At 43.3% G+C, this 5,199-nt stretch carries 3 protein-coding genes; all 3 read left to right on the plus strand.

What is annotated here, in order from left to right; genetic code table 11:
• The coding region (locus KGY70_16540; GenBank protein MBS3776808.1) for a ferrous iron transporter B at positions 1-1,232 on the plus strand (1,232 nt) is incomplete at its 5' end.
• A 44-nt stretch (positions 1,233-1,276) separates the two neighbouring features.
• Positions 1,277-2,431 carry a DUF3179 domain-containing protein gene (locus KGY70_16545; protein MBS3776809.1) on the plus strand — a complete coding sequence of 385 codons (1,155 nt, stop codon included), beginning with the start codon at positions 1,277-1,279 and terminating at the stop codon, positions 2,429-2,431.
• 567 nt (positions 2,432-2,998) lie between these two features.
• Positions 2,999-5,199: hypothetical protein (locus KGY70_16550; protein ID MBS3776810.1), on the plus strand; the 2,201-nt coding region annotated here is incomplete at its 3' end.

A 5,199-nucleotide genomic window follows, 5' to 3' on the forward strand; every position in this document is an offset into this window, starting at 1 on the left:
CAAGATACCTGGCACCCTTATCAACGCATGAACGATGGGGGCAAATCGGAGATATCGTCTCCCAGGTTCAGGTGCTCGGACACAAACATCACACTTTCCTTGAACGGCTGGATGAACTTTCCTTAAAGCCGTTAACCGGGATACCCATTGCTATAGGGGTTATTTGGATCATTTTTAAAGTGGTGCGCTTTATTGGAGAAGGGCTCATAAACTATGTGCTTGAACCGGCATTCCAACACATTTATCTTCCGGTAATACAAAAAGTGAGCGCAGTGTTGGGTGGAAGCGGAATGCTCCATAATGTCATCATAGGCAACCTCATTGACGGATCCATTGATTTTGAACAATCCTTCGGCTTATTGACCACCGGCCTTTATGTTCCATTTGCCATGGTACTGCCCTATGTAATTGCATTTTATCTTATGCTGGGTTTGCTTGAAGATTTCGGTTACCTGCCCCGGTTATCCGTGTTAAGCGACAATTTTATGCACAAACTCGGGTTGCATGGGCAGGCAATTATTCCCATGATCCTTGGGTTTGGCTGCGCCGTTCCGGGTATGCTGGCAACCCGTCCATTAAAATCCAAACGGGAGCGTTTTATCGCCATCACCCTTATCGCCATTGCCATACCCTGTGCTTCGCAATCCGCTATGATCTTTAACCTGGTCGGGCGGTACGGCACCCAGTATGTAGCCATTGTTTACGGAACCCTGTTTGTTTTGTGGCTGATTTTTGGCTATATACTGAATAAAATCATGAAGGGCCTGAGCCCCGAACTGTTAATGGAAATTCCTGCCTACCGGTTGCCCCATGGGTCAATGGTTTTGAAAAAACTCCGCATGCGGGTAATATATTTCCTCAGGGAAGCAATCCCTTATATGCTCATTGGCATATTGTTGATCAATGTTTTATATGCAATGGGGATCATTTCCTGGCTTGGAAAAATCATTGCGCCGGTGGTTACTGATCTGATGGGATTGCCAGAGGAGGTGGTCACCGCATTGCTCATGGGATTCCTGCGAAAAGATATAGCCATAGGCGTATTGGGCCCCTTAGGCTTAACGGCAGAACAAATGACCATTGCTGCCACGGTCCTGACCATTTATTTTCCGTGTATAGCGGCATTTGTCATCATGTTCAAGGAGCTTGGCCTTAAAAGCATGCTGAAAGCCACCGTTATTATGATTTCCCTGGCAGTTATCGTTGGAACCCTTATGAACCTGATCCTGTGAAGAGGGATATGAATTAGATTATTAACAATTAAACCATCAACCCTATGAGACCCATTCTACTGATTTTGCTGAGCCTTTTACTCACCATACCGGCTTTCCATCATACCCATGCTCAGCTCAAAAATCCCGACAACATCCAGCATGACTGGAGTACGGATACATCGAACCACATCATTGACCTTTCCGAAATCCAGGTTGTATTGCCCCGCAACAGTTTTCCTTTAATTGACTACCCTGAATTTACAGGTAAAGAACAAGGCTTAAAACAATTTTTCAGACATGAACCGGTCATAGCAGTATCCCTTAACGGCAGGGCAAAAGCTTATCCGCTGAATATGCTTGCGATGCATGAGATATCCAATGATACGCTGGGCGGCATCCCCATTTTGCCGAGTTATTGTCCCCTATGCAATTCAGCACTGGTTTTCGACCGCAGGCTGAAACATCAGGAAGAAGAACATCTGCTGGAATTTGAAGTGTCCGGGATGCTTCGATACAGCAATCTGATACTGGCCGACAAGCAGACGGAAACCTGGTGGCAGCAACTGTCTGCAAAGGGCCTTGCCGGGAAACTGGCAGGAGCCGAATTAAAGATCATTCCTTCTATGATCATCACTGTAAAAGAATTCTTTGAAAGTTATCCCAAAGGAAAGATCCTTTCACCAGAAACCGGAACAAAAGCAGAAAATCGTTATGGTACCAATCCATATGTAAATTACGATGAGGAAGACGGAAAACCAATGGAAAAGTACTTCCCCCATGAAAAAATCAGTGGGCGTCTGCCCGCGATGGAACGGGTGCTCGAAATAAAAAGTGAAAATAGGGGCTATAGAATCTATCCATTCTCCGAAATCAGGAATAAAGAGGTGATCAACGATGAATTCGGCAGCAAAAAGATCGTTGTCTTTTACAGAGATGAAAAAGTTTCTATACTGGATGAAAGCAATATAAGAAAATCAAAAACCATAGGATCGGCTACTGCTTTTTCCCGCAGGTTCAAGGGCCAAACACTGACTTTTAGTAAAAAGAACGGCTACTTCACAGATCATCAAACCCAAAGTAAATGGACCATCACCGGTCATTGCATCAAGGGAAAGCTGAAAGGCAGCAAGCTGAAACTTTTGCCACACGGAAATCACTTTGCCTTTGCCTGGCTCCATTTTTACCCGGAATCAGAGATATACCGGTCTCAGGAATGATATCCCTTCCTTCAGGGAAACCTCTGACATATAGGTATAAACAGTTATAATGAACAATGGAAAAGCAAGGCCATTGCATTTATTCTGCCCATATTCTGCCCAATAAAAAGATAAACAAACCTTCTCCGGACTTTTCATCAAACTTAACGCTAGCCTGGCACCCGCCCGGGCAATAAGAAGCTATTAGAAGCATCCTGTCAGCAAAAGCAGCCATTACCACAGGCATTTGGCTTTATTAATTCTTTCGGTTGTTTCCCGGCTAACATGATAACTTGCAGCTTATCAGCCCATACCTATGCTTCCTGACCGTATAATTGAGTCAATAAAACAAAATCTTCTGATTACCACATAAAGTATTCCATTAATCAAAGAAAATGAACTTTTTGAGCAATATCCGTAATATTAAGAAACGAATAATTTAATATAAATACCTTGAAAATAAAGATGTAGCTTATTGCGATATAAAACGGGCCAATGGCCTTGATGAGGATCCGGACAATGGCTTTTATCAAAACATTTTTCCCATAAAAACAAAATGAACGAGAATATAAAATGATGAATACGCATATGAAGTTTACTAAAGGATATATGTTGTTGCTGTTTTTCCTGGCAACGTTCAATGCATTACCCCAGGAAGGCACCAAACAACTCATGCCCAGCTCCACGGACAGGCTTTATCTCATGCTGAATCATAACGATCATCCGGATTTTGCTATGTATGGATGTGATGAAGATGTCCGCTTAAATATTTACCTGAAAGCCGGGGAAAAACTGTACTTTGGCATGCAACTGAATGCTAAGCATCATTTTCGAATCAAAGAAGAAGATGGGGGTATTATTTTTGAAGAGCAAGCTACACCCGATTCAGGTGATGCCGGATATATAGCCGATTATAATGAAGCAGTAAGTGGTCCTGAGGGGGTAAAATTAAATGGTAACACCATAAGCGAAAGCGAAGGCTATACCCCCTTGTCGTTTACTGCTCAGGAAACCGGCAACCATTATATTGAATTTGATTACTCCAATACCAAAACACATATACACTTCATCGACTTCACGGTTACCGATGCCGATGACAACATCATCACCAACCCAACAAACCCTAACCAATCAGCCGGACGGCTATGGTCAGAAAACTGGGTGATGACTACCACGAGTTTTGATGAATACCCGGTGAATACCTATTTTTACGTATTCACCGGTGACGAATTCGTCAATAAAGTCAAATTTGACATGAAGCCTTACGGCTTCGACTTTGTTTCCAATTCCAATGGTTTGCCTACCGGCAGCAACCATGCCCTGAAAAAAGCCCAAAGTAAAGATGGAAAAATTACAATAAGCAATGGCTATAAAATTTTTCTGAACGACCCCGATCAAAGTGTTTTCAAAAATACCAAACTTCCCCCGCCAGAGGCAAAGGTATGGATAGAGAATGACCAAATATACGATTACGATTATACCCGTGACCCCCAATTATTAAACTTTAATCAGGATACGGTTACCATTGAAAAAAATGGCGACCCGGACTGTGCCGAAGATGATTTAATGCTGTTCAAAATTCAAAGCAATATTGATGGTTTTACTCGTATTTATCTGGATATTGATGGTAATGGGTTTTCAGATAACAGCACACAGGATACTTTATTGCAAAAGGAGATTTTCGAAGGTACCAACTACATTACCTGGGATTTTAAGGATAAAGCAGGCAACGAAGTAGCCGATGGTACGTATTCGGCTTCTGCAACTTTTCTTGGTCGTGGGCCGGCCCATTTTCCCCTGTACGATGTAGAAACGCTCTCCAATGTCGAAGCGCTTTCCATCCGGCCTTTCAACAAGCTGGGTCCTACCCTTTACTGGGATGATACCCCTGTAGATAACGCCGGCCAGTGGGGCGATAATACTGGCAATATGGACAATACCCAGGTAAATCAGCTACAAAACGGGGCTTCTGTACCCCGCATCTGGACTTACGAAAATGGTTTTGACAATGGCGACGAAAATTCCATGAATACCTGGTTCAATGCCATTGACCTGGGTATGAAGACAATTGATTTGAAAGTTGCTTCTACGGACACATGCAAAGAGGGCGATGCACCCATTGTTGCGGACACCTATAAGGATACAACCGTTAATACTACCGTTGATTTTACAGCGTATGATTTTGAACGGAAATTTTCTGACCCTGCCGATCAGATACTTGACAAAATCAAGGTGCTTTCCCTTCCCGATAATGGCACGCTTAACCTTAATGGTAGCGCTGTAAGTGTTAATGATGAGATCAGTCAGGACAATCTGGCCAACCTCACCTTTGATCCTGACACCGACTGGACCGGTGAAACAAGTTTTAAATGGGAAGCTAGCAATGGTACCGCCTACAGTCGCAATACCGACTTCGTTTATATCACAATTAACACACCACCCACTATAGAAAATATAGATAATCAATATGTTTGTGCCGATCAAAAACTTTCCGACTTATCCTTTACCATCGGCGATGCAGAAACTGACGCTTCTGAACTTCAGTTAAGAGCTTATTCGCACAACCTTAATTTGGTAGAAAACAGCAACATATCCTTTGGTGGCAGTGGCCAAAATCGCACCATTAGCGTAACACCCAATGCCGGCGTCACCGGTAGCGCCATCATTTACATTGAAGTAAGCGACGGCCATTCTTCTACCATCGGTGATTTTAACTTGTTCATCGGCCCCGACCTCACTTTTCAGGGCGACACCACCCTTTGCACCGGAAGTGATCTGTCTATAACTGC

This window comes from Bacteroidales bacterium (assembly GCA_018334875.1).
Lineage (GTDB): Bacteria > Bacteroidota > Bacteroidia > Bacteroidales > UBA12077 > JAGXLC01.

Bases quoted from the DNA above. Each gene is read 5' to 3' on its own strand.
- KGY70_16545 (MBS3776809.1), top strand. From the start codon at position 1,277: ATGAGACCCATTCTACTGATTTTGCTGAGCCTTTTACTCACCATACCG.